General features: G+C 61.2%; 25 protein-coding genes. 4 read left to right on the forward strand and 21 right to left on the reverse strand.

Going from position 1 to position 23,772, the window contains the following annotated elements:
• Window positions 1-26 precede the first annotated feature (26 nt).
• The 7 genes from N2597_RS23615 to N2597_RS23645 form a co-directional block, all read right to left on the reverse strand.
• The gene (locus N2597_RS23615; RefSeq protein ID WP_096764744.1) at window positions 27-650 is read right to left on the reverse strand and encodes a TadE/TadG family type IV pilus assembly protein; all 624 of its coding nucleotides are present in this window, start codon (window positions 648-650) and stop codon (window positions 27-29) included.
• The gene (locus tag N2597_RS23620) at window positions 644-1,123 is read right to left on the reverse strand and encodes a TadE/TadG family type IV pilus assembly protein (RefSeq protein WP_040112804.1); all 480 of its coding nucleotides are present in this window, start codon (window positions 1,121-1,123) and stop codon (window positions 644-646) included. Before N2597_RS23620 ends, N2597_RS23615 begins: the two co-directional genes overlap by 7 nt.
• The gene (locus N2597_RS23625) at window positions 1,120-2,724 is read right to left on the reverse strand and encodes a TadE/TadG family type IV pilus assembly protein (RefSeq protein WP_183595752.1); all 1,605 of its coding nucleotides are present in this window, start codon (window positions 2,722-2,724) and stop codon (window positions 1,120-1,122) included. Before N2597_RS23625 ends, N2597_RS23620 begins: the two co-directional genes overlap by 4 nt.
• Before the next feature lie 94 nt (window positions 2,725-2,818).
• Complete coding sequence (locus N2597_RS23630) at window positions 2,819-3,124, reverse strand: hypothetical protein (RefSeq protein WP_183595755.1); 306 nt, start codon at window positions 3,122-3,124, stop codon at window positions 2,819-2,821.
• Window positions 3,108-4,598 (reverse strand): type II and III secretion system protein family protein, encoded by a 1,491-nt coding sequence (locus tag N2597_RS23635; protein WP_183595757.1) that lies wholly within the window; start codon window positions 4,596-4,598, stop codon window positions 3,108-3,110. The genes N2597_RS23630 and N2597_RS23635 overlap by 17 nt, the downstream gene beginning before the upstream one ends.
• 55 nt (window positions 4,599-4,653) lie before the next feature.
• A complete protein-coding gene (cpaB, locus tag N2597_RS23640; protein WP_040112808.1) occupies window positions 4,654-5,571 on the reverse strand; it encodes a Flp pilus assembly protein CpaB in 918 nt (305 codons plus the stop codon).
• 99 nt (window positions 5,572-5,670) lie between these two features.
• Window positions 5,671-5,865 (reverse strand): Flp family type IVb pilin, encoded by a 195-nt coding sequence (locus N2597_RS23645; protein ID WP_040112809.1) that lies wholly within the window; start codon window positions 5,863-5,865, stop codon window positions 5,671-5,673.
• Window positions 5,866-6,125: 260 nt separating this feature from the next.
• On the opposite strand from N2597_RS23645, the gene N2597_RS23650 reads away from it, so the two are divergent.
• A complete protein-coding gene (locus N2597_RS23650; protein WP_096769153.1) occupies window positions 6,126-6,641 on the forward strand; it encodes a prepilin peptidase in 516 nt (171 codons plus the stop codon).
• 49 nt (window positions 6,642-6,690) lie between these two features.
• On the opposite strand, the gene N2597_RS23655 is transcribed toward N2597_RS23650, so the two are convergent.
• Genes N2597_RS23655 through N2597_RS23675 form a run of 5 tightly spaced genes read right to left on the reverse strand, consistent with a single transcriptional unit; the run spans window position 6,691 to window position 12,026 of the window.
• Window positions 6,691-7,677, reverse strand: coding sequence for an ABC transporter ATP-binding protein (locus N2597_RS23655; RefSeq protein WP_183595759.1), 987 nt, complete (start codon window positions 7,675-7,677; stop codon window positions 6,691-6,693).
• Window positions 7,674-8,645: an ABC transporter ATP-binding protein gene (locus N2597_RS23660; protein WP_183595761.1), complete on the reverse strand. Its 972-nt coding sequence runs from the start codon at window positions 8,643-8,645 to the stop codon at window positions 7,674-7,676. Before N2597_RS23660 ends, N2597_RS23655 begins: the two co-directional genes overlap by 4 nt.
• A complete protein-coding gene (locus tag N2597_RS23665; RefSeq protein WP_183595763.1) occupies window positions 8,645-9,562 on the reverse strand; it encodes an ABC transporter permease in 918 nt (305 codons plus the stop codon). Before N2597_RS23665 ends, N2597_RS23660 begins: the two co-directional genes overlap by 1 nt.
• Entirely contained in the window at window positions 9,559-10,479 is a 921-nt protein-coding gene (locus N2597_RS23670) for an ABC transporter permease (RefSeq protein ID WP_183595765.1), read from the reverse strand. Before N2597_RS23670 ends, N2597_RS23665 begins: the two co-directional genes overlap by 4 nt.
• Window positions 10,480-10,508: 29 nt before the next feature.
• Window positions 10,509-12,026 carry an ABC transporter substrate-binding protein gene (locus N2597_RS23675; RefSeq protein WP_183595767.1) on the reverse strand — a complete coding sequence of 506 codons (1,518 nt, stop codon included), beginning with the start codon at window positions 12,024-12,026 and terminating at the stop codon, window positions 10,509-10,511.
• A 203-nt stretch (window positions 12,027-12,229) separates the two neighbouring features.
• On the opposite strand from N2597_RS23675, the gene N2597_RS23680 reads away from it, so the two are divergent.
• Window positions 12,230-13,015: an IclR family transcriptional regulator gene (locus N2597_RS23680; RefSeq protein ID WP_183595769.1), complete on the forward strand. Its 786-nt coding sequence runs from the start codon at window positions 12,230-12,232 to the stop codon at window positions 13,013-13,015.
• Between the two features lie 71 nt (window positions 13,016-13,086).
• Window positions 13,087-13,809: an RraA family protein gene (locus tag N2597_RS23685; RefSeq protein ID WP_106796242.1), complete on the forward strand. Its 723-nt coding sequence runs from the start codon at window positions 13,087-13,089 to the stop codon at window positions 13,807-13,809.
• A 41-nt stretch (window positions 13,810-13,850) separates the two neighbouring features.
• Here N2597_RS23685 and N2597_RS23690 read toward each other — a convergent pair whose 3' ends face one another.
• The 9 genes from N2597_RS23690 to N2597_RS23730 form a co-directional block, all read right to left on the reverse strand.
• Window positions 13,851-14,762: an ABC transporter permease gene (locus N2597_RS23690; RefSeq protein WP_183595771.1), complete on the reverse strand. Its 912-nt coding sequence runs from the start codon at window positions 14,760-14,762 to the stop codon at window positions 13,851-13,853.
• On the reverse strand, window positions 14,759-15,856 hold the full coding sequence (locus N2597_RS23695) for an ABC transporter permease (RefSeq protein WP_183595773.1): 1,098 nt from the start codon (window positions 15,854-15,856) through the stop codon (window positions 14,759-14,761). The genes N2597_RS23690 and N2597_RS23695 overlap by 4 nt, the downstream gene beginning before the upstream one ends.
• On the reverse strand, window positions 15,853-17,373 hold the full coding sequence (locus tag N2597_RS23700) for an ABC transporter ATP-binding protein (protein ID WP_183595775.1): 1,521 nt from the start codon (window positions 17,371-17,373) through the stop codon (window positions 15,853-15,855). The genes N2597_RS23695 and N2597_RS23700 overlap by 4 nt, the downstream gene beginning before the upstream one ends.
• A gap of 3 nt (window positions 17,374-17,376) precedes the next feature.
• The gene (locus N2597_RS23705) at window positions 17,377-18,477 is read right to left on the reverse strand and encodes a BMP family ABC transporter substrate-binding protein (protein WP_183595777.1); all 1,101 of its coding nucleotides are present in this window, start codon (window positions 18,475-18,477) and stop codon (window positions 17,377-17,379) included.
• Window positions 18,478-18,498: 21 nt separating this feature from the next.
• Window positions 18,499-19,878, reverse strand: coding sequence for an amidohydrolase (locus tag N2597_RS23710; protein WP_183595779.1), 1,380 nt, complete (start codon window positions 19,876-19,878; stop codon window positions 18,499-18,501).
• A gap of 1 nt (window position 19,879) precedes the next feature.
• A complete protein-coding gene (locus tag N2597_RS23715) occupies window positions 19,880-20,539 on the reverse strand; it encodes a glutathione S-transferase family protein (RefSeq protein ID WP_183595781.1) in 660 nt (219 codons plus the stop codon).
• On the reverse strand, window positions 20,536-21,384 hold the full coding sequence (locus N2597_RS23720; RefSeq protein WP_183595783.1) for an aromatic ring-hydroxylating oxygenase subunit alpha: 849 nt from the start codon (window positions 21,382-21,384) through the stop codon (window positions 20,536-20,538). The genes N2597_RS23715 and N2597_RS23720 overlap by 4 nt, the downstream gene beginning before the upstream one ends.
• Window positions 21,381-22,022: a Rieske 2Fe-2S domain-containing protein gene (locus tag N2597_RS23725; protein ID WP_096764762.1), complete on the reverse strand. Its 642-nt coding sequence runs from the start codon at window positions 22,020-22,022 to the stop codon at window positions 21,381-21,383. Before N2597_RS23725 ends, N2597_RS23720 begins: the two co-directional genes overlap by 4 nt.
• Before the next feature lie 135 nt (window positions 22,023-22,157).
• Entirely contained in the window at window positions 22,158-22,445 is a 288-nt protein-coding gene (locus tag N2597_RS23730; protein WP_096764763.1) for an acylphosphatase, read from the reverse strand.
• Between the two features lie 662 nt (window positions 22,446-23,107).
• On the opposite strand from N2597_RS23730, the gene N2597_RS23735 reads away from it, so the two are divergent.
• A complete protein-coding gene (locus N2597_RS23735; protein ID WP_183595785.1) occupies window positions 23,108-23,674 on the forward strand; it encodes a sugar transferase in 567 nt (188 codons plus the stop codon).
• Window positions 23,675-23,772 lie beyond the last annotated feature (98 nt).

Raw genomic sequence — 23,772 nt, forward strand, 5'->3', positions numbered from 1 at the left:
CGCTTTCCTACGCGTAATAAAAGGAGTCAGCAGGTTGAGCAGGTCTTCAGGTCTTCTGTCGTGATCGTCACCGGATGGGCCGGGATGGTGACGTCGTTCAGTCCCAACAGCCCGCCGAGGATCGGCAGATCGAAGGTGATGTCACGCACCTCCAGCCGCATCGTCAGCACAGGCCCGTCCGGCCGCCCCCAGTAGCCGAGCCCAGATCGCTGATAGGTGACCATCAGGTTCTGCGGCTGGATGCGCCAGTTGAGATCGCAAATGCCGGGGTAAGGATCAGTTCCTGCTTGGCAGAGGCCATCGCTTCCCCGAACAATCCGATTCAACGCTGCCGTGCAGTTGGCAAGGGCCGGTCCGCAGGTCGAGGATATTGTTGCATCGTTCGGCGCCGCTTTGCCGTTGTTGAGCGGATCGGCAGCTTCGATCGGGAAAACGGCATCGAAATTCGTTGTCAGCGGATCGGATACCGCGGCCAAACGGGCACCATATTGCAGGGCCTTGACCGTCTGGTTCCACTGCGACATGGCATAGCCGAACTCGATGAAGGCAGCGAATACCAGGATGACGATCGGAAAGGTCAGCAAGGCTTCGACGAGGCTGGCACCACTGTTATCCTGCCAGAATGACTTGATTGCCCTAGAGATCACCATCCGATGTATCTCTCTTCATGGAAGGAACTGATGGTGATGGCATCGATTCCCAGAAAGCCGAACACCGGCGAGCTCTTGTAGAGGTGAGCAGTGGAAAGGGTGATGTTGCCGTCCGCATCCGGTGCAGCGATGGTGATGTCGGCAGGGTCCTTCCAGTCGGGGACACGGGGTTTAGCGTCTGCCGCGGGTGTTTGCGTTCCGTAAAAGGCGATCGTCTTCGCAGTCGCCTGATTGCAGGTCGGCACATAGGTTCCCGACGCCGGTCGGCATCGCGAGAGGTAACGCCCGGCATCGCGCAAGCCTGCGTCGATCTGCATGCGCTGCCAGAAGATGCCGCCGAACTCCAGTATCCCCGCCGCAAAGAGCGTCACAAAGGGGATTGCGAGCAGCGCTTCGGCAAGCACTGCGCCTTCCTCCCGCCGCCAGAAGCCGAGGCAAAGCCGATGCCGGATAAAATTGCGGAGCGCCATCATCTGACCAGCTCCGCTTCTTCCCGCAGGAATTCGTCCAGCGTACCGCGGCCACCCTTGCCGGTGATGTCGATCATCTCCAGGGAAAGGTATCGTTCGCCGGCGGCCTTTATCGCCGGCTTGGTCAGGAACATGCGCGCGAAGGCCACGGCGCGCGTGGCCTTGTGACCGTTCAAATGGCCGACCGAGGCTTCATAGCCGCAATTGACAATGGCTGAGAAGATCTCGCGGCGGTCACCATATTCGGCCGCCGTATAGTTCGAAAGATCCGGGCCGCTATAGCACTGGCCGCCCGTTGCCGGTGTTCCGGTCTCACCATTGGCCGAGGCATGGCTGATGAAAGACGGGGTTGCAAGCTCGTAACGATAAACATCGTAGGCGGAGGGTTGGCTCGGTGTTCCGGTCGCCTGCGGGGGATAACTGGAGTAGTTGCTGAGAACCGTGCTCACCGAGGGCACAGTCGTTCCCTGCGCGACGTTCCAATAGGTGTTGTACTGCCAATTGTTGCCGCTGCTGATCTTGCCGCCACCAAGCGAGGTCATGGACGCTCCGTAGCCCAGCGGCAAAGCCTTGGTCGCATCGCCGACAACATCTCCGACCATGACTGGATCGTAGCCATCGCAGCTTTTCTTTCCCTTGCCGCTGATCGACTGAGCCGAACGTATGTTTTGCGCAGGCCGGTAACGATAATCTCCGTTCGCCTTGTTGAACGATGAGGAGTAAAAGCCGAAACGCGTATTTACGCCGTCCTCGACAGGTCCCGCCTTTGCGCCGGTCTCCGTATCGAGGCTGTCCTGAGTGTAGCAGGTACCGGGATTGCCGGTGGCAAGAGCCTCCGCCAGCACGGATGCGCCATTGCCCAAGGGGGTCCGGAGGAACCCGAAATTGCCGGGACCGGGATTGGACGCCGCGGTGCTGTGAAGCTCGATCTGTCGCCCATAGAGATTGCCGGCTGCAAAATTGGTGTGCAAGGCCGTCGCTGCATCCTCGCTGGCGCTTTCACTCGTGTTGCCGACCGGCTCGAACGGATTGCAGATGAAGATCGGCGTCACGTCGCAGGCGCTGGCGTGGTAGACTGCCACGGCGTCGGCAGCGATGTTGATCGTATCGCGGGTGAAGCCAACCGGGATCGGAAAGATCGTCTGCATCGCCTGCGGCTTGGCGATGACCCAGGCATAGGAAGCTTCGCTGGGCACGGTCGTTTCCATCGAAGAGGGGATGGGCGTGTCGTCGTTGGCCGGGATGTCCTTCAGAAAAAGCACTGTGACCGTGCTCCCGGCATCGTTTCCGGCGTCATAGGTCACTGATATATGCGAGCCGAGCGACATGCCGGTTCCGCCCGCGGAGAAAGCCGCGCTATTGGCGATTTTCTCGATCGCCGTCTGCGCCCGGGTAATGGCATCGTCACGCCCATCAAGTTCACGGGCTCCTGCCAGCGCCATCGCATCGACGGCGTTCTGGAGATCGGTATGCAGGTTGCTGCTGCGGCCGACATCGATGATCAGCAGCGAAAAGCCGAGAAGCATTGGCATGGCGATGAGCGTCAAGGCGATGACATAGCCGCGATGATCGTTCCAGAACCGTCTGACAACCCTGCTCAGCATTGGCATACCCCCGTCACGGCGCTATCCGCCGTGACGACCCCATTTTGTGCATTTTCCCTTCCGGCGCGCTGCCGCCGTTCATGCCTTTCGCCAGCTACTGGCTGGCGGTCGCCCCGTTGGACGCCCCATTAGCCCCCGTGGCCGGCGACGGCTGGACAACGCCAAGCCCGCCGTTCTGATACTGAGTGACCACCCTGCGGATCAGCTTGCCGTCGCTTGCGATTCGGGTTCGCTTGGCTTCCGGCGGGAACGGGTCCTCGATATGGATGGCCTTGTTTGCTTCCACGGCGTTGCCGACCCCGAAGGTGATCGAGTCGCGATTATTCATGTAGTCGGCGCAGCCGGAAGCAAGGCCGGCAGTGGCAAGGACGAGAAGGACCCGCTTAGCGTTTTGTAACAACGACTTTGCCTCCCTGATTCAGGTCAAGACGATGACCATAAGGCCCAGTCACACCTACGCCATTGCGAAAGCGTCGGAGCATGTCCTTGTCGACTTCCATGACACCGAGCGCAAAAAGCTCGACGTCGTTGGATGAACGCGTCTGGTCGAGCGGGCTGTAGAGATCTTCACCAGGCCGGGCCGGTCGCACGATGTGCGGGGTGACGACGATAACGAGGTCGGATTCCCTCTTTTGGAAACTGGTCGAGCGGAACAGTGCGCCGAGGACCGGTATCTGCCCGAGGCCCGGCATTTGCTGAATGTCTTTGGCATTGATCGACTGCAGCAGGCCTGCCATGGCAAAGCTCTGGCCGTCGCGAAGCGCGACCGTGGTGCTGGCAGCGCGCGAAATGAAACCCGGATTGCCGTTGACGTTGATCGACGGATCAAGCTCGGAAACTTCAGGCTCGATCTCCAGATTGATGACGCCGTCGTCAAGCACGACCGGCTTGAAGGTCAGGCGCACACCGAAGGGGCGATAGTCCGTCTCGGTGGCCACCGTCGAGCCGTTATTCGTCGTCTTCAGGATCGGCACTTCACCACCGGCATGGAAGCTGGCGGTAGAGCCGCTCATGGCGATCAGGTTCGGCTGAGCCAGGCGGCGCACCAATCCCTTCTGCTCGAGCGCGTTGATGACCACGTCGATGTGGCCGCCCGAGATTTCCAGCACTTTGGCGATCAACTGGCCGAAGGGCAGCATACCTGTCGCCGCACCCTTGGGGTCAAGAAGAGTACGGGATAGGCCACCGTTGTCGTTCACGGTGATACCCTGGCTGGTCGTTGCCTTGCCGATGCGGTTGTTGTTGCCGTACCCGGACCACCCGATCCCGAGGTCACGACCCGTCTGGCGCGAGGCTTCGATGATACGAACCTCCAGCATCACCTGCTGGCTGTCACTGACGCGCAACTGGTTCAGCACCGGCTGGTCAGAATAGGACTGGGCGATTTCCAGCACCCGCTGCAATTCAATGCCGTCCCGGACCACGCCTACCAGGCGAATGCGATCGTTGGAGTTGACCACCCTGACCCGAGCCGAGGGCGCGGCAGAGCGAATGGCGGAGGCGACTTCGCTGAAATCGCTGGCGACGCGGATGTCGATGACGCCGAGAAGCGACTTGTCGTCGCCATAGACCGAGATATTGGTGGCGCCGATCTTCTTGCCGCGGACGAACAGCGACCGGTCGGAAAGCGGCACCACGTCGATCATGTCGGCACTGCCGATGACCAGATCGCCAAACGGCTGGCCGGTGTTGAGTGTCAGCGTCTCGTTCGGAGGCAATGTCACATGCTGGACCGATTTGCCGAGCGTGACGGACTTTTCCTGTGCGCTGGCGGAGCCCGCAAATCCCGGCCCTAAACACACACAGGCCGAAAACACTGCCGCTAGTGCCGCAAGGCTTTTCGTCCTTGCGATTCTTCTCTTGCCGTTCGCCATGCCTGCTTTAGCCCCCTCATTCGGCTAGCCGCAGTTGCGGCATGCCGCCTAAATATCACTGGATCAGGCCGACTCGGTGCTCCTCGCGCTTCGTCGTGTTCCAGACACCCACTGTCGCCCACTTCGGCTCGACCGGCAACACCGGCTCGACCTTTTGTTCCACAATCTGCACTTGTTTTACCGGTTCTGGCAACTTATTCTTTTCCAAGTCCTTGCCTAATTCCGTCGCCATGGCCCCGCCACCGAGGTCGGCGACGGTGATCGGCCGGGTTTGCTCGACAGAGGAGGAGGCAATATTGCGAAGCGCCAGCGAGAGCGTGCCGATACTGGAGCCGAGGGTGAGGCGCTGGGCCTCATCGGTCGTGACCTCGAAGGTCACGGTCTTCACGACGGATGGCTCGTCCTTGCGCTCGTCTGCCGTCTGGTCCACCGCCAGCACCTTGACGCCTTGCAGAAGCACGTCGACGAAGGTCTGATCGTTGCCTGCCGGTCCGCGCACGACCCGCGTCAGAAGCACGTCGACGCGATCGGAGGGCCTTACGAAGCCAGCCACGCCGAGCACGTCGTTGACGCGGATGGAGACCGCCTTCATGCCCTGGTCGAGCGCCGCCGACAGCGTGGCGCGTTCGCCCGTACCGGTGATTTTCGACGACAGCACAGGCTCGCCAGGGTCGATCGCGGCCATGGCATAACGCGGCTGGGCATCGTTGCCGACGACCGTCTCGATGCTGACGAAGGAGCCTGCGGGTGTTTCATTGGAGGGCCATGGAATAGCCCTGAGATTTTCGGATCGGATCCGGTCGCCGAAGCGCATTGGCTTGGCGGCGACGACGAGCGTCCGTTCCTCCGCCTTCATGCCGTTCATCGCCAGCAGCCGGGCCTTTTGATCGGACAGATACTCGCGCATCCCGAAAACTGCTGCTGCGGCGAGTACAAATGCAATTACGAGGCTTAAAATCGTTGAAGAACGCATCGCGGTCACTCGCTACACTGGACGGAGCGCATCCATTCATTGCTGCTAATTTAGAAGAGAGGGGTTAACAAAAACCCCTCGCTTCTTCGAGAGCCAATATCAGGCCGGGACAGCCAGTTCGGTGGTGAACCACCCTGCCCATGCCGTCCAAACAGCAGCCAGATTGGTGCCGGCTAACGTCACCGCCGTGATCACGCCGCCAACCAGCAAGGCGAGCAGAATGAGGTATTCCGTGAGTGCGACCCCATCTTCTTCCCGCGCGAAAGCGCGTACGCTGTTTACAAATGCTTTCATCGAGAATTACCTCCCAGGTAAGTTGTGCGCCGTAAATCCCCCCGGCCGCGGTGTCGTTGAGACCTCCTCTTCGACTGGGAATATTAATAGTCTGTTAATTCTAATTTAGTCAAATGTTTTATACCAGCACGAATTGAGATTTATACTTATGGTTAAGACGAAAGTCCGAAGACGTGCGGTAAAAACCGGCTGATTCGCCGGAATTGCGTGAAAAATCGAAGTTACGTTCTAGATAACCATAGCCCAAAAGGTTGATTCCTATGTCGCAAATGGCCGTGTTTATTAACTCACTATCAGTATTACTTTTTCTATACGCGGCCTGGACCGATTTCCGCACCTGGAAAATCCCCAACACGATCGTGCTTGCGCTCGTGACACTTTATGCACTGCGCGCCGTGGCCGTGATGCTTGGCTCCGAGGATGTCGGCGCGGCACTCTTTGCTTCGAGCGGAATTGGCGGCGACGTCGGGGCCGGTCTACTGATGTTCATGCTTGGAGTGGTGCTGTGGGTGTTCCGGCTGTTTGGCGCAGGAGACGCCAAGCTTTTCCTGCCGATCGGCCTTTTTGTCGGATGGCACGGAATGCTGCCGTTTTCGTTTTTGCTCCTCGTCCTCGGCATCGTGACCCTGCTGGTCCTGCGGCTACCGGTTCCGCTGCGCGTTGCACATCTCGCCTTTTTCATGCGCGTCGAGGAAATCCGGGCAAGCCGGAAGATACCTTACGGCGTCCTCATGGTTTTCGCCGCGCTTCTCACGTTGGCTCTGCAGCTACGGTGACCGGCGTGGACATGGCTTCCTCGCAAGAGAAGCCTGGGTGCTCCGGTAGTCAGCCGGCGGTCGTGGAAAAAGCCGGATCGGCGTGATGGCAGGCGGTCAGCAGGCCCGGCGCTGCCGTCCTGTTCTTCAAGGCCGGCTCCTGTTCCGCGCAGATCGATGTCGCCTTCCAGCAGCGCGTTCGAAACCGGCATCCGCTCGGCGGATCGACGGGGCTCGGCAGGTCGCCTTTCAGCACGATGCGGTTGCGCTGTCCGCGAAGCCGCGGATCCGGTGTCGGGACTGCCGACATCAGGGCTTGGGTGTAGGGATGAGCCGGTGCGCTGAAGATCGACTGTTTCGGCCCTGTTTCAATGATTTTGCCGAGATACATGACCATCACCCGGTCCGAGACATGCCGCACGACGGCAAGGTCATGGGCGACGAACAACATCGCCAGATTGCGCTCGCGCCTCAGCCTGGCGAGCAGATTGACGACCTGAGCCTGGACCGAGACGTCGAGGGCCGAGACCGGCTCGTCGCAGACGAGGAGCGTCGGATCAAGCGTCAGGGCGCGCGCAATGCCGAGCCGCTGACGCTGGCCTCCCGAAAATTCGGAGGGATAGCGCTCCGCATGTTCGGCGCGCAATCCGACGGATTCGAGTAGCCTGACCGTCTCCTCTCGCCACCGGGACTTCGGCAGGACGTCGGGATGCAGCGCCCAGGGTTCGGCGATCAATCGGTCGACCCGCAGGCGCGGATTGAGCGACTGGTAGGGGTCCTGGAAGACGACCTGCATCTTTCGGCGCAGATCATGCAACTGGCGGCCGCTCGCCTGAGTGATCTCGACGCCGTCGAGCAGGACGCTGCCGCTCGTTGCCGGCCCGAGCTTCAGGAGTGTGCGTACCAGCGAGGTCTTGCCGCATCCGCTTTCGCCGACGAGGCCGAGCGTTTCTCCATGGGCGATGTCGAAGCTGACGTCATCGACGGCTCGTACAGCCGTTGCTCCACTACCGAAATGCCGGGAGAGATTTTGCACTTTGAGAAGAGGCTCGCTCATGCTGGCGCTACCGGGAAGTGGCAGGCGGCCTGGCGGCCTGGCCCGACGGTTTCAAGACGAGGCGCCAGCTCGGCGCAGACGCCCTCGGCGCGCGGACAGCGTGTCCTGAAGGCACAGCCGGACGGCAGGGCGACAGGATTGGGGGCCGAGCCGGGGATCGGGATCAGTTCGTCCTCGTCGGTGTCGATACGCGGCTGCGAAGCAAGCAGCCCGACGCTGTAAGGATGCCGGGCATCCGCGAAGAGTTCGAAAACACTTGCGGTTTCGACGATGCGGCCGGCATACATGACCGCGACACGGTCTGCGAGCTCGGCCACCACGCCGAGATCGTGGGTGATGAAGATCATGCCGGCATTGCTGCGTTCGCGAATTGTGCGGAGCAGCTCGACCACCTGCGCCTGAATCGTAACGTCGAGCGCCGTTGTCGGCTCGTCGGCAATGATGATATCAGGTTCGAGCGCCACGGCCATGGCGATCATGATGCGCTGGCGCATGCCGCCCGAAAACTCGTGCGGATATTGCCTGGCGCGCCGTTCGGGGTCGGGAATGCCGATCGCCGTCAGCAGGTCGATCACCGCATTTTCGACACCGCCTTCCGGCTTGCGCCCATGGATGCGGAACATCTCGGCGATCTGCCAGCCGACTGGATAGACCGGATTGAGCGACGCCAGCGCGTCCTGAAAGATTAGGGCGATGCGGTCGCCGCAGAGATCACGCCGCGCATTCCGCGGAAGTTGCAGCAACTCGGTGCCCTCGAAGCGGATGGAGCCGCGGTCGATCGCGCCGGGCGGGTTGGGAACGAGGTCCATGATGGCCGAGGCGGTCACCGACTTTCCCGAGCCGCTTTCTCCCAGGAGCGCCAGAACCTCGCCGCGCTCAAGCGAGAAGGAAACACCGTTGAGGGCGAGGATACGGCCGGCAGCCGTGTCGAAGCTGACCTGAAGGTCCTTGACGTCGAGAAGGGCCATCAGCGCCTCCGGCTGACAAGCCGCCAGTGCTGTGACGGATCGTTGACGATCCGGAACCAGTTGGCGAGAAGGTTGAAGGACATGGTGGTGAACATGACGGCGAGGCCGGGGAAGAAGCTGAGCCACCAGGCGGAGGACAGGTAGCCCTGGCCCTGCGCGACCATCAGGCCCCAGCTTACCGAAGGCGGCTGGATGCCAAGTCCGAGATAGCTGAGCCCCGATTCGAACAGCATGACCATGGCAAGATTGACGGAGGCGAGCGTCAGCATTGTCGGCGCGACGCTCGGGAGAATGTGCGTGCGCAGGATCCAGGCTGGTCCACCGCCGAAGACGCGCGCCGCATCGACGAAAAGCCTCTCCCGGACCTCCAGCGTTTCGGCTCTTGCAACGCGGATATAGGCCGGCATGCGGGTCACGGCGAGCACGATCACGAGATTGCTGACGCTCGGGCCGAATAGATAGAGGCCGAACAAGGCCACCAGCAGCGTCGGGAAGCCGAGGATAATGTCGCAGATCCGCATGATAAGGCTGCCGACGAAGCCGCCGAAATAGCCGGCGACGACGCCGAGCAGCGTCCCACCGGCGAGGCTCGTCAATACCGTGACGAGAGCGATCCCGATCGTCGTCGATGCCGCCTCGATGAGACGGACGAGGAGAGGGCGCCCGAGCGCATCGGCGCCCAGCCACAAGGTCCAGGATTGCCCGAAGCTGAAGGGCGGCAGGTTGCGTGCCTCGAGCGAGATGCGGTTCTCGCCGAGGAGTGAAAGGCTGTCGGCGGCAATGGCAAGGATGACAATCAACAGCCAGATGGTTGCCGCCACCGCCATCGGGTCACCCGAAAGCGCCCGCATGAGCCACAGGATGCGCCTGCCGCGGTGCTCTCGGGCGGGGAGAAACTCGGCGGATGTGTCGGTCATTCGACCCTCACGCGCGGATCGATTGAGGCATAAAGCATGTCGATCAGGATATTGATGACGAAGATCACGACGGCGACGGCAAAGATCGATGCCTGAACGATCGCGAAATCGCGTTTCAGGATGCCGTCGATCAGAAGTTTGCCGATGCCGGGAAAGCCGAAGACCACTTCGACGACACCGCCGCCGCCGGCGAACTGCGCGGCGAGATCGCCGGTCACCGTGACTGCCGGAAGGAGCGCGTTGCGAAGGGCGTGCACGAAGGTGACGCGTCCGTCGCGGGCACCGTTGGCGCGGGCCGTGCGGACGAATGTCGCGTTCAGCGCTTCGATCATCGAGCCGCGGATGATCTGCACCAGCGTTCCGAAAGGTCGGGCAAACAGGCAGGCGACCGGCAACACCCAGTAGACGGGACCGCCGAAGCCTGACGTCGGCAGAATTCGGAAGGTGACCGCAAACAGAAGCACGCCCATCAGGCCGAGCCAGAAATCGGGTACGCTGGCGGCCGCCTGCGACAGGAGATTGACGCCCCGGTCGACCCAGCCGCCGGCATTCACCGCCGCAATCGAGCCGACGACGATCGCGGCGGCAAAGGCGAGTGCCAAGGCGATGGCGCCGAGCGCCAAGGTGTTCGGCAGCGCTTCCAGCACCACCTCCATGGCTGGGCGATGGTGCCAGAGGGACATCCCGAAATCGAGACTGAGCATATCCCAGGCCCAATCCAAGAACTGGGCGAGCAACGAACGATCGAGCCCAAGGCGGACGCGCATGGCTTCGCGCGCGGCATCCGAGGCGTCGACAGGCAGGTAGAGATTGACGGGATCACCCGTCAGCCGCACGAGGAAGAAGGCGGACGTCATCAGCGCCGCAAGCGCCAGCGCCGCGAAGGCTGCACGTCTCAGGAAATAGGTGAGGGACATCCGCTCTCCTCAGGCGACAGAGGTTACGATCAGCGATAGCTGATCGACTTCAGCTTGATCTCGTTGCCGGCCTGCACATCGGGGGTGTAGTTCACGTCCTTTGCGACGCGGGCAATCGAGACCATGTGGAAGAGCGGCGCGATATTGACCGCATCGACGGCGATGTATCGGAATGCTTCCTGGAATAGCTTCCTGCGCTCGTCGCCGGTTGCCTTCGAACCATCGGCGATCAGCTTGTCGAGCTTGGGGTCGGCAATTGTCGCCTGATTGCCGTCGGTGGTGAAGCGGTTGGGCAGAGTGAACACGGCGTCTCCCTCGGCATTGTCGATCTGCGTCTGCAGGATGGACGGCTGACGATCCTTGTCCCACGGCTTCAGAAGCCGTTTCAGCCAAGGGCTGGTCTCGAGCATTTCAAGCCGCGCATTGAAACCGGCATCCGCCAGCATCGCCTGAACGGCCTCCAGGCTTTCGGAGGAGTTGGGATAGATGCCGATGCGACCGTAGATGACGATCTCCTTATCGACCGGCACGCCATCGGCCTTGGCTGCAGCAAGCAGCGACTTCGCCTTTTCTGGATCATAGGTCCAGACGGGAATGTCGGGATTGAAGCCGAACACCGAAGGCGGCACGACCTGCATCGCCTTCTGGGCGTCCCCATGGAAAATGGTTCCGACGAGGCCGTCCCGGTCGATGGCGAGATTGAGCGCTTCGCGCACGCGTTTGTCGTTCAGTGGTGGGACCTGGGCATCGATCCTCAACAGCGACGTTTCGGCGTTCGGAAAGGCCTGGTCCTGTTCGGTCGTGCCGTCCTGCGGCGCGATCTCATAGGCGATCTGCGCTTCGCCGGTCTCCACCATTGCCGCACGAACGGCGGATTCGGCACGCCAGATGATCGTCGCGTTTTTGACCGCCGGCTTATCGCCCCAATAACCGTCATAGGCCGTGAGCGTTACGGACTGGCCTGGCGTCCATGCTTCCAGCTTGTAAGGCCCCGTTCCGGCCGGGCTGCGCGTCTTGCCGTCGTTCGGGGTCGCCGGTGAACCAATGTCGACGGCAGACATCTTGTTCGGCAGGATCGGTTCGACGACGTCGGTTTTGATGAGGACGGTCGTCGGATCGGCGGCCTGTGCGTTGAGCTTGACGCCCTTCAAGGTGGCCAGTCCGACTTCGCATGCCAGTACCGGGTCTTGAGCCCGCTTGACGGCGGCGACGACTGCGTCGGAATCGAACGGCTTGCCGTCATGGAACGCCACGCCCTCGCGCAGCTTGAACTCCCAGGTCAGCTCATCGACCTGTCGCCAGCCGGTGGCAAGGCTTGGAACGACGGATCCGTCCTGCGGGCTGAGGTTGACCAGCGCCTCAGTGATATTGTTGTGCAGGATGCGGGAGTTTCCCGAAAGATCGGTGTCGCAGGGATCCAGCGACTTCGGTTCGTCCGTCACCACAACCGTCAGCTTGTCCTCGGCAGCGTAGGCGGGCATTGCGACGCTCGCCGCCAAGGAGATTGCCAACCCGATGCCTAATGCGTGGATAGTCCTTATCGCCATGAAAGCCTCCTCCCGTTCCAGCCGCGCGCGCCGGCATCCAATTCGCGGCAGCCGTTCCGGCTGCGCAGGATCTGTTCGGCGCTCTATCGGCTTTACTTCCTCCCGCAAGGGCGTAGTGTCAAATACGACACTTGCGGTGGACAAGATGGTTGTCAATGCCAGGCAAGTCAAGAAGATTAATTCTCTAATGGAATACAAATTTCATGAATGAACCGAAGCATGGTTCTCCGGTGGTGGAAAAGACGGCGCATCTGCTTGAGGCGGTGGCCGATGCGAAAACGGGCATTTCCCTTGGCGCTCTGGTCGATCAGCTGCGTGTGCCCCGCTCGACGGTCTACCGCATTCTGAATTCGCTCACTGCGCACGGCCTGGTCGCGCGGGTCAATGGCGGAGCCTCCTACGAACTGGGGCCGAAATTCGTCGAGCTTGCCCGGCGGATATCGCCCGGTGCCGATCGGGTGACGCTCATCGAGGCGGCAAGGCCAATTCTTGCGGCGGCGGCGGAGCGGATAATGGAATCCTTCAAGCTGGCCGTGCCCGAGGGGCATGAAATGATGACGATATTTGCCGCTTCCAGTCCTGGTGATTATGCTTTGTTTATCAAGGTTGGAGGGCGCTCGCGCAAACATGTTGGGGCAGCCGGCAAGCTTGCTCTGGCCTATGCGGAATACGGTGAAGCCGAAGCCTACTGCGCCGGCGGACTGGAGGCCAAGACACCCTATACGATCACGGATCCGGAGGCACTGAAAGAGACCCTCGTTGAGATTCGCCGCAACGGATATGCTGAGGACAATCAGGAATCCAATCTCGGCTTGCGTGCTTTCGCCGCGCCGGTATTCGATGATCGAGGCGCTCTGATCGCCACCGTCAGCGTACCCTTTATTGGGGAGGCGACGCCGGATCGGGCTCGATTGATCAAGCGCGAGGTCTTGGAGGCGGCCGGCACGCTGACGAAATCGATCAACGGAGTGCACCCTATATCCAAATAAGAATAGAGATATTCTCTATTGAACTAGAGTCTCATTGTGGTAGATCTTCCGCCTGACAAGAGGAAGATCTCATGACCGCTTTAGACCCATTGATTTATGCAAAGCTTTTGCGGACGAATTCGGCGAGTCTCAGCAGTTTGCTGCTGAAGCGGGGGCTCAGGAATACCGCTGTTCGCGGCGTGCGGCCGCTCGCTGCGGCCGAAAAACCGATGGTCGGTCCGGCCGTCACCGTCCGTTATATTCCAGCGCGTGAGGATATCGACGGCTCGACCTACAGTTCCGATCCGTCCAACCAGCAGCGCAAGGCGATCGATACGATCCCGGACGGCCACGTCCTGGTGTTCGACTGCCGCTCGATAGCCGAGATCGCAGGCATCGGCGCGGTGCTGGCTCGTCGGCTTGTCTATCGCGGCTGCGCCGGTCTCGTGCTCGACGGAGGCGTTCGCGACACCGCCGATATCGCCCAGCTCGGGCTTCCCACCTATTGCCTCGGTCCTGCGGCGCCCGCCAATCTGGTCGCCCACCACGCGTCGGATATGAACCAGCCGATTGCCTGCGGCGGCGTTGCCGTCTATCCGGATGACATCGTTTTCGGAGACAGCGAAGCCGTCATCATCATTCCTCGGGAATATGTGAGCGAAATCGCCGACGAGGCCGTCGCGATGGAGGAGCAGGAGGAGTTCCTGAAGCTTGAGATTGAATCCGGCAAGCCGACACTCGGCGTCTACCCACCCAATCAGGACACCCTGGAGCGCTACGAGGCATGGCGCAAGGCTCGCGTTGACCTCGGCTGAGGCGCTTGCAAAGGCAGCGCTCTCGGCGCCTTGGCTCGATGCTATCGCTCGAACGGCTCGCCGAGCGAGGCGATGCCATTGAGCTTGAGCAGGCGGCGATCCGCCGAAATGATGCCGAGCACGATGATCGTCACCAGATAGGGCAGGCATGCTAGTAGCTGCGAGGGGACGTCGAGCCCGGTCGCCTGGGCGGCGAGCCCCATCAGCGATACGGCCCCGAACAAGCACGCCCCGAGAAAGATGCGTCCGGTCAGCCAGGTTCCGAAGACAACGAGCGCAATCGCAATCCAGCCGCGGCCGGCAATCATCCCATCTGCCCAGAGCGGCGTGTAGATCGTCGCAGCATAGGCGCCCGCGAAGCCTGCCATCATGCCGCCGAATGCGACCGCGGCGAAGCGGATGGCGATGACCGGATAGCCGATGGCATGCGCCGCTTTCGGGTTTTCCCCTACGGCGCGGATGATCAGACCGGCCTTGCTATAGGCAAACATCGCCCAGATCGCGATGGTTGAGGCCAGCGAAAGCCAGACGACGATATCCTGGAGAAACAGGCCGCCGATGACGGTAAGATCGGAAAGGCCGGGAATGGCGATCTTCGGCAGAGCCCTGACAGTCAGGCTCTCGTAGGTCTTGCCGAACAGCGCCGACAGGCCTTGCCCGAGAATCCCGATGGCAAGCCCTGTCGCGACCTGGTTTGCGTTGAAGCCGAGCACGATGACCGCAAAGATCAGCGACAGGAGGGCGGCGCCGAGGCCGCCGGCGAGGAAAGCCAGAAAATGGCCGCCGCCGTGGTAGACGATGATGAAGGCGATGACGGCGCCGAATGCCATCAGCCCCTCAACGCCAAGATTGAGAACCCCGGCGCGTTCGGCGACCAGTTCCCCGAGGGCTGCCAGGAGAAAGGGCGTCGCAGCCGCCAGCATTCCGGCGAGGATGAACTCGATGGCGTTCACGTGGCGCTCCTGGTTGCCGCCGGTCGCCAGGCAAGGCGGTAGCGCGTGAAGGCGATGGCGACCAGATAGGCGAGAAGCAGGCTGCCCTGGAAAACCCGGACGGCGGCAACCGGGAGATTGGCCGAAACCATGGCGTTGTCACCGCCGATATAGAGCGCCGCCATGACAATGGCTGAGATGATGATGCCAATCGGATGAAGGCCGCCGAGATAGGCGACGATGATTGCCGCATAGCCATATCCAGTGGAGATCGAGCGCTGCAATTGACCGAGGGGGCCGGCGACCTCGGCCGCACCGGCAAGACCGGCTGCCGCTCCGCCGATCAGCAGGGAAAGCCAGATTGCTCGGCGTTCCCTGAACCCGGCGTAGCTCGCCGCCCGCGGCGCCAACCCGCCGACCTGCAATTTGTAGCCGATGAAGCTCTTCTGCATGAAGATCCAGGCGGCAAACGACAGGAGGAGGGCGAGGATGAGCGAGACATTCACGCGCGTTCCCTCGATCAGGATCGGTACCATCGCGTCATACTGGAACATGACGGATTGCGGGAAGTTGAAGCCGTTCGGATCTTTCCAGGGGCCGAGCAGCAGATAATTGAGGAGCTGCACGGCAACGAAGCTCAGCATCAGTGAAACGAGGATCTCATTGGCATTGAGCCTGACGCGCCAGAAGGCGGTGAATGACGCCCAGAATGCCCCGCCTATCGTGCCGAGCAGCAGCATTGCCGGCCAGATCCATTGGCCTGTTGCGTCAGGCCACCAGATCGGAATGGCGGAGGCGAAGATCGCACCGAGCACGAATTGTCCTTCGGCCCCGATATTGAACACCTTGGCGCGAAAGCCGATCGCAAGCCCCTGCGCGATCAGGAGCAATGGCCCGGTCTTCAGGAGCACCTCGGAGAACGACGCCCAGGAGAAGAAGGGCTCGATCAGCATCGCATAGACGACCGCAGCCGGATCGCGGCCCATGACGACGTAAAGTCCGAGATTGAGAATGACGGTGACGATGAGGGCTACCGGCGGCGCGAGAAGGGTGGCGGTAAGCGATGCCCGCTCCCGGCGGACCAGCTTGGGCAGGGCGAGGAAGGTTCTGCTCATGCGGGGGCTTTCTCGCGATGCGGCTTGGCTCCGATCATGTAACGGCCGATCTCTTCGGGCTCGGTGTCGCGCGTGACCAGCGGCGGGCTCAGCGTGCCATGGTGCAGGACCTGGATGAAGTCGCAGAGTTCGAACAATTCCTCGAGCTCCTCGGAAATGATGAGGATCGCCATGCCTTCATTGCGAAGGCTGATGAGCCGCTTGCGGATTGCCGCGGCTGCACCGATATCGACCCCCCAGGTCGGCTGGGCGAGGAAAAGAAGCTTCGGCGCCAGCATGATTTCGCGTCCAACGATGAATTTCTGCAGGTTGCCGCCGGAAAGCGACCCTGCCTCCGCATCGGGGCCGGGGGTGCGCACGTCATAGTCGCGAATGCATTCATTGGTGAAGCTCTTCGCCCGCGCCCTGTCGAGCAGGCCATGCCTGACAAGGTCGAGCGGATGCGCGGTCAGCAGGCTGTTGAGGGCGAGCGACATTTCGGGAATCGCACCGCGGCCGAGCCGGTCCTCCGGGACGAAAGCGAAGCCGAGCCGGCGGCGGGCGGCGGCGTCGAGCGTGCCGACATCTCGGCCCATCATGAAGATCTGGTCGCGCTGATCCCGCGGCAGGACGGTCTCGCCTGAAATCAGCGCTGCGAGCTCGCTTTGGCCGTTTCCCGAAATTCCGGCAATGCCGAGGATTTCGCCGGCGCGCACCGCCAGGCTGACGTTGGAGAGCGGCACCGCAAAAGGATCCACCCGGTAGTCGAGCCCGATAAGCTCCAGGCGCTTTTCGCCCACGGCCAAGGGCAGGGGAGGCATGGGTTCCGGCATGTCGCGGCCGATCATCATGCGCGCAAGCTCGTGGGCGTCATGCGCGCGCGGATCGACATGACCGGTCACGCGACCGCCGCGCAGGATCGTCGCGCGATCGCAGAGCGATTGGATCTCTTCCAGCTTGTGGGAGATGAAAAGGATGGATACGCCACCGTCGCGCAGCCGGCGCAATGTTTCGAAGAGTTTTTCCACCGCCTGCGGCGGCAGCACCGACGTCGGCTCGTCGAGGATCAGCAGTTTCGGATCGGTCATCAGGCAGCGAATGATTTCCACCCGCTGCCTTTCGCCGACGGAAAGCGAATGCACATGGGCGAAAGGATCGACCTCGAGACTGAACTCACGCCCGAGCTTGCGAACCCGCTCGGCAAGCTCGCTCTTCTTGCCGGACACGATCAGGCGGATATTCTCGACGACCGTCAGGCTCTCGAACAGCGAGAAATGCTGGAAGACCATGCCGATGCCGGCGCGCCTTGCCTCCGCGGGAGAGGCAAGGCTGAGGGGCTGTCCATTCCATGAGACCGTGCCGCTGTCCGGCTGCTCGACGCCATAGATCAGCTTCATCAGAGTCGATTTGCCAGCCCCGTTTTCTCCGAGGATGGCATGGATCGAGCCGGCCGCGACGTCGAGGTCGATCTGCCGATTGGCATGGACCTGACCGTAGCTCTTGGAAATGCCGCGCAGCGACAGAAGCGGGTTTACCATGGCTTACTTCGGCAACGGCGTCGTCACACCCTTGACGTGCCAATTCATGGAGACGATCTCAGCGTCCGTCAGCGTGGCACCGGAAGCGACGCCTTCACTGCCGTCAGCCTTGGTAATCGGGCCGGTGAATGGCGAGAAGCTGCCATCGGCGATCTTAGCTTCGATTTCCTTGATCTTGGTCATCGTATCGGCCGGAATCGCCGGGTTCCAGTCGACGACCTCGACCACCTTGTCGGCAACGCCGAGGAAGGTATTGGCGCCCTTGAACGTGCCGGCAAGATGCGCATCGACCGACGCCTTGAAAAACGGCGACCAGTCAGTGGCGACGCAGCCGAGATAGGTCTTCTCGGCATATTTCTTCATTGAGGAATTGAGATTGAAGGCATAGATGCCGGCGTCCTCGCAGGCCGAGATCACCGAAGGCGTATCCTGCGCATTCGAGAAGATCACGTCGCAGCCTTGCGAGATCAGCGCCTTGGCGGCTTCCTGCTCCTTGGCCGGATCGAACCAGGAATTGACCCAGACGACAGACACTTCGATATCCGGCTTGAGGGCCTGTGCACCGAGCGTGAAGGCATTGACGGAGGTGATCAGCTCGGGAATCGCGAAGGCCGAAACCGAGCCTAGCTTGCCGGTCTTGGAAACCGCCGCCGCCGCCATGCCGAGCAGATAAGTTCCCTGGAAATATTTGGCGGCGAAGGGCGAGAAATTCGGCGCGACCTGGAAGCCTGAAGCATGCAGGACGGTCACCTTGGGATTACGACGGGCAATCTGCAGCGCGCCGTTCTGATAGCCGAAGGAGCCGGCGATCAGGAAATGATTTCCGTCGGCGACGGTCTTGTTCATGATGCGGTCGGCATCCGGGCCTTCGGCGATGTTCTCGATGATCGTGACCTTCACCTTGTCGCCGTAAGCCGCCTTAATCGGGTCGATGCCGGCGGCAAGCGCATGGCCCCAGCCGACATCGCCGACCGGCGAGGGAACGACAAGGGCAATGCCGAGCGGTTCGTCGGCGGCAGCCACGGAGCGGCCGGCAAAAGCCGTCGCGAGACCGGCAGCCGCCGCGCTCTTCATGAGTGTTCTGCGGGTGAGATCGTTGGACATGTCAGTTCCCTCTTTTGGTTTTCAAAATTTCACTGTCTCGAGCGCCGCTTCCGCAGCGGCGAAAAGCTTGGACTCATCGAGCCCGATAAATTCGCCGGCCTGCCAGACGATGCGCCCGTTGATCATGGTCAGATCGGTCGGCATGCCGATCCCGACCTTGGCAATCAGGCTCAACGGATCGTGGCGCGTGCCGACATAATCCATCCGCCTCGTGTCAATTGCGAAGAGGTCGGCGGCCATGCCGGGAGCAAGCCGGCCGATATCGCTGCGGCCTAGCAGGCTTGCGCCGCCCGTGGTCGCAAAATTCAGGAAATCCACTGGCGCAGGAACCGGATGGGCCCGCGTCGATGCCGCCAGGCATTGCAGCATATAGGCAGAATGGATGCAGTGCATGAGGTTGGAGTTGTCGTTCGAAGCAGCGCCATCACAACCGAGACCGATGCGCAGGCCGAAATCCGCCATCGCAGGAATGTCCGTCACTTCGGCGCCGACCAGATAGACCGGCTCGGGGCAATGCGAGACACCCGTGCCGCTTGCCGCCAGCTTGCGCAATTCGTCGTGTGTCAGCTCCCAGCAGTGAGCATAGTAGGTGTCTGGCCCGGCAAAGCCGAGTTCGGCGCAATAGTCGACCGTACGCATCCCGTACCGCGCCTCGATGACGGGGCTTTCGCCTTCACCGACATGCGTGTGCAACTGGACGCCGCGATCACGGGCGAGCGCGACCGACTCGACGAAGGTCTCGCGATAGCAATTGACCGGCTGGCAGGGGGCGACGACCACCTGCCGCATGCTGAAGGCATCGACATCGTGATAGCTGTCGATCAGCCGGACGCAATCGCCGATGAATTCATCCGTCGTTTCCAACATGGCGTCCGGGATCGTCGAGCCCTCAGACTTCGGCAGCGTGTTGCCGCCGCGTCCTGCGTGGAAACGCATGCCGAGAAGTTCGGCCGCCTCGAACTGGCGATCGATCAGGCGCTTTCCGGCGTGCCGGGGGAAGCAATATTGATGGTCGAAGGCCGTGGTGCAGCCATGTTTGATCATCTCGGCCATCGCCGTGACCGACGAATGATAGAAACAATCCTCGTTCAGCCGCGAGAAGATCGGATAGATCCGGTCGAGCCATTCGATGACGGAGAGCTTCGTCCAGTCGAGATCGGCCCGGTTGCGCACGAAGCATTGGAAGAAGTGGTGATGAGTATTGACGAGGCCCGGATAGACAAACCAGCCGGATGCATCCTGAATGATCGTATCGGCCGGCAGCGCCTCTTGCGGCAGGTTCGCACCGATTGCCTGGATTGCCGGACCATTGGTCAGCAGATCCGCATTGCGGCGCACGGTTGGCCCATTGCCTTCGTCGACAATGATGGCTGCGCAGTTTTTCAGAAGGTAACCGGCCATCTCACTTCTCCAATCCGGCCGGATGAGGATCGGGCTTCAACTCGTGCAGGCGGTGGATGCCGGGCATTTCGATGAAACCCTCAAGGCTGCGGATGGCGCGCAGCCAGAGCCGGATGTTCGGATAAGGGTCGAGCGATATGCCGCCATCAGGCGCCAGCGCCACATAGGGGAAGCAGGCGATGTCAGCGATCGTGGCGCGGTCCGATACCAGGAACTGCATGCCGCGGAGCCGCTGCTCGAAAATTCCCGCCTCCAACTCGCGCAGCGCAGCGACCCCCTGTGCCTGCAGGGTCTCGATATTGCCGGGGCGCAGAAGCATCTGATGCAGCCGTGCGCCGCCAAGATTGGCCGTCAGCCGGTGCGAAAAAGAAAGCCATTGCTGCAGGCGCGCCGTCTCCTGCGGCGCGCTCGCACCCAGCCATTCCGACCCGCTTTGGGCGGCGAGATAGGCAAGGATGGCGGAGGATTCCGTCAGGACAAGGTCGCCATCCTCAAGGATCGGGATGGAGCCTGCCGGATTGAGGGCCAGAAGTTCAGGGCCGCGATGCTCGGCGCCGGGATGGAAGTCGACCGGCCGGATGTCCAGCTTGACGCCGAGGATCGCAGCCATCAGGCGGATCTTGTAGCAACTCGGCGAGAGGATGTAGTCGTAGAGCTTCATTGTGCGACCAGCTGCGCGCCATAGAGATAGTTATGGCGCTTTAGCCAGCGCCGGTAAGCGATCGATGTCATGTCGGCCCGGGTCGGAATTTCCATGCCGGGATCGAGCGGCAGAAGCGCCGGGATCTGGTTTTCGAGGATCGACCGATCCTGCAGGAAAATCATCTGCTGAAAATGGATGAGGTCTGTCATTGGCGTCACGTCGTCGAAGAGGGCCATCCACGGCCACACGTCGCAAAGATCTTCCGCAAGCGGCTGGACGAACAGGGTAATGACATCCCATTCCTTCGGGCGGGGAGGGCAGGTCTTGTAGAGCACCGAGCAGGTCGGAGCCGGCACGCGGTACATATATTCGGTGGTTATCCCGCCGGTCGCCGACTTTGCCGCCTGCGGCTGGTAGAATTTTACCTGCGTCGCCCAGACTTCATCCTCTTTCTCGCGGATCTCGACCTTATAACTTTCGACTTCCGTGTGCGGTTCGGCGCCGAGTATATCCGTATGGACGAAGGGAAAATGCGCGATGTCGAGGAAGTTCTCGACCGCTCTCAGAGGCGAACAGCGGACCCGCACGACGCCGACATCGACGAAGCGGCGGCCGGGCTGATCCGCCTCGGGAATAGCAAACAGCTCCTTGGAGGGGTTGCCGAGAGAAGACCAGACATGGCCGTAGCGGACGCGGACGGGCAGGGCGCGTCCACCGCTCGATCTTACCTGCGCCGCGCCGTCAGCCGTGCGCGTCACCTCTATGGGCTTGCCCATTAAAGCGGTTTTGCTTACCTCCTCGGTGAGCTGACTGAAGAGGCCGACCGGGTACCATTCATCGATCATCGCGCCGGCCCCTGTCATGCGACATCCTTTCGGACTGTTTCGGCGCGGCGGCGCAAGGCCTCAGCGACGCGCGACGCCATGAGCCGGTCGGCGACATTGCGACCCTGCTCGACAAGGACGTGAACGAGCGTGCGCCCGATCTGTGTCGTCGGCAGCAGCCGGACCCACGGACAATCGGCAATGCCGATCAGCCCGTTCACATCGGATTTCCCGCCGGCTGCCGCCTCGATCGCTGCAATATCGGCCTCCAGCGTCAGCGAACGAAGCGGAACGAGATGGTCAAGGCGCGGCGGCCGGGCCGCCGGTTCGCCGACTGCCACCCAGATGATGCCATTCCATTCTTCGACCTGCTGAACGGCGACGCGGATCGTCTCCGGCGGCACGAGATCGGGATGAGCCGGAATACGAATGCAACCTCCCTCCGGAGAGTAGCTCCAGCCGTGATAAATACAGGAGAGCGCCTCGCCACGCACGAAGCCATGAGACAACCGCATCCCGCGGTGCGGACAGCGGTCGGACGATGCCGATATGAGCCCGGACTGACTTCGCCAGAGAGCAATCGCCCCTGCTGGGGTCCAGGCCGGTATGACAGTTGCCGGCGGCAGATCGGCGGAAAGCGCGACAGGCGTCCATGAGCCGGTCGTATCAGAGAACATGACCTTTACTTCCTCAATTTTACCAATGCTTTAGCGCCGCTGACCATACATTGTTGCCGAGGTTGCAGTCTTCGTTTTCAGAAGCTTGCATAAAAGATTCGCATTGGCAACAATGATTAAATTAAGTGCATGCGATCAATGCTGAGCAGGTTGCAGCGTGTCGGCGGGATCTACAATTTTGCGCTGAATCTCGTCGACCCAGACATCGATCGGTCCGAGCGAGCAGCCCATTTCCAGCATGTCGATCAGCTCCACGGGCCCCACCACCTCGAGCTCGATCCGGTCGGCGCCGGCGTAAAAGAAGTGCTGGGAAAGGCCGAGCTTGTCGGCATGGCGGCGAATCCACGGGACGAATGAGGCGGCATTGACGTCACCAACAATCGTGATCCGTTCCCGCAACTCGCTCTGGCGTGATGGCCTCATCGATTTCACTCGTTTCCTATCATGATGACAGCATAGCGCGTCAATGCCATTGTGAAAGGGGCATGAGCGGGCGAATGGTCTTGGCGCTTTCGCCGGACATCAGGACGGCACGCCAGTCAGTTTACCGGCGGCGTTGCATCTGTAGATAGATTCCGGCGAAAACGGCGTTTTCTCGGGGGAGCTGATAATGGACACCTCTATCCTGGCAGCCGCGATCTTGTTCTCAGCGGTCGCCATTTCCGGTGCCAGTCTGCTTCGTCCGTGCCGGCAGCGCCACGTTGTATCCGTAGGACGTCGAAGTGCAGGCGGCTGGGATCTGCTCGGGACATAGGGCATGATGAATTGGACATCCTTCTCGCGCGCCCGGCAATCTTGCTGTACGCCTCAAAAGCTGATGGCAAGTTCATTGGCTTGTAGCGCGCTTGCAGAATGTGCGCGAACTGTGACGTACTAAAGATGCAGATAAATTCTCATCGACGCGTTCGCCCGTTGAGGTTTAGACGTTGCCAGCTGGTAGGGGGAGCGGAACTGGCCGATGAGCGGCAGGACGTTCCATTAAAGGAACGGCGGCTACTGGAGTTGACGCGAAACGCCTTTTTGACGATACGGCGCGGTGGGGCGTATGGCGAAATCCCCATGAGGCGAGGGAACAAGTGCGGAGCATGGGTTTGAAACGGGCGGTCGATTTTCTTCTGGCTGTGGTCGCGTCGGCCATCCTGCTAGTTCCTATACTAGTCGTCGCTCTCTGTGTCCGGCTGACCTCGACGGGGCCAATCCTCTACTGGTCAAAACGTGTCGGCCGCTTCAATCAGATTTTCCTGATGCCGAAATTTCGCAGCATGCGCGTCGATACGCCGACGGTTGCCACACATCTGCTCGAGAATCCCGATCGGTTCCTGACGCCCATCGGTTCGTTTCTACGCAAATCGAGCCTCGACGAATTGCCGCAGCTCTGGTGCATTCTGAAGGGCAAAATGAGTTTTGTCGGGCCTCGGCCGGCGCTCTACAATCAGTATGATCTGATCGAATTGCGGACCGCCCGCGGCGTCGATAAACTCCTGCCCGGATTGACCGGTTGGGCGCAGATCAACGGCCGCGACGAGTTGCCGATTCCGGAGAAGGTGAAATTCGACGTCGAATATCTTCAGCGGCGCTCGCTCGGTTTCGATATGCGCATTCTGTTTCTGACCGCCGGCAAGGTGATCGGCCGCAAGGGAATAAGGCATTAAGGTACCAACTTCCGATAGATAAGCGGTGCGGAAGGCCTTGATTTGCGATTATTTCAGTTGCGCTCGTTGTAGAAAATGACAAGAAGGTGATTGTCTGA

Source organism: Rhizobium sophoriradicis, from assembly GCF_025200795.1.
In the GTDB taxonomy this organism is placed as follows: domain Bacteria; phylum Pseudomonadota; class Alphaproteobacteria; order Rhizobiales; family Rhizobiaceae; genus Rhizobium; species Rhizobium sophoriradicis.